Below are 1,258 nucleotides of genomic sequence, written 5' to 3'. Positions count from 1 at the left end.
CGGGCCCGCGGGGGCGGCCCCGCCGGGGGGCCCCGGGGGGGCCCCCCCGGGGGGGCCCCCGGGGGGGCGCACCGCGGGGGGGGGCTTACGATACAAAATGTTTCACAGGTTCTGGGGAAAACTCCGGTGCTGACAGAGTAGTTAAATTTCTCACCGGTAGTCATCTTTACCCGAGCGTTGGCATTCAAAATCACTTGATTACCACCACCCTGGCGAACACAGGTATAAAAACCCTCTACCGCGCTACTAGCGGCGGGGATTCGGTTAAAATTCCCAAGACAAACGGGGTCATTAGGAGGCGGTGCTAACATATCGGTGACGGGGGAATGTTGCCAAGTAACAACATTTGCGGGGGTGGTGTAGTTGCCATTAGGGTCCAAGTTTGGACCATAGCGCCACAAGACTCGCGGACCGGTCAAGCTACTTTCAGGGCCTGTGGTACGGGTATAGTAAACGATCTGTTCACCGAGCAGCCGATTGGGATTGCTGGGGTCGGGAATTTGGAAAGCTAGAACTGGTTGCGCTCCTGAGGGTACTTTGTCAGTGTTGATCTCCCCTTGAGAATCAGCGATAATTCTTGCCCGTCTCACTTCATCTGAAACAAACTCTAGAGTACGATTAAGATTATTTTGGATTTCACTCTCAGCATTAGCTCGATAATTGCTTCTGAGCAGGTTAATTACGCCATTTCCCGACACCAAGACGGCAATCAGCATCATCAAACCTGCTAGTAAAACTTCTGTAATCGTGAAACCCGCTTGCAGAAGACGATGAGCGGATTTTTTCTGTAAACGACCTAAGTGATTGATGTACTCTAAATAAAAACGCATAGCTTTAACCCGTCCCAATTTCTCTGTTCTGTACTCCCCTAAATATTTAACATTTATTGCAGTCACAGAGGTTTTATTAAACTACTGGTCAATCAAGTCGAAAGGGGTTTTCGGAAACCACTGAAAATTTACTACTACCTACTACCTTCAAAATTTCCCTAGAAAACTCCCGATCAAAAATGTCTCGACCTAACTAACTTCACCACTAACTACAGGATAGCCTAAGAAAATCCCATAGATAGTAATTGAAATATGGCCAGAAAGGTGATTTTGGTTACAGCTATTAAGGCTCTTCGGTTTGTGTTATGCAATGGATGGGGGTTATAAGGAATGAAACCCTTATAGAGAAAGACATTACCGCGATTTTTGTCAATTGTTTGCGATCTAGAGCGAACTAATCAATTAAATCTCTTGCCAGATAAGGATTT

1 protein-coding gene is annotated in these 1,258 nt (G+C 47.0%); it reads right to left on the bottom strand.

Translation table 11 applies throughout. The features are described from left to right. A partial coding sequence (locus O9332_RS04425; RefSeq protein ID WP_288023862.1) for a PulJ/GspJ family protein occupies positions 1-830 on the bottom strand: 830 nt, incomplete at its 3' end. Between the last annotated feature and the right edge of the window lie 428 nt (positions 831-1,258).

Origin of the sequence: Microcystis sp. LE19-10.1B (assembly GCF_027530565.1) — a bacterium.
Classification (GTDB): domain Bacteria; phylum Cyanobacteriota; class Cyanobacteriia; order Cyanobacteriales; family Microcystaceae; genus Microcystis; species Microcystis aeruginosa.
The sequence above is the reverse complement of the archived record's forward strand: the minus strand, read 5'-3'. Positions and strand labels throughout refer to the sequence as shown.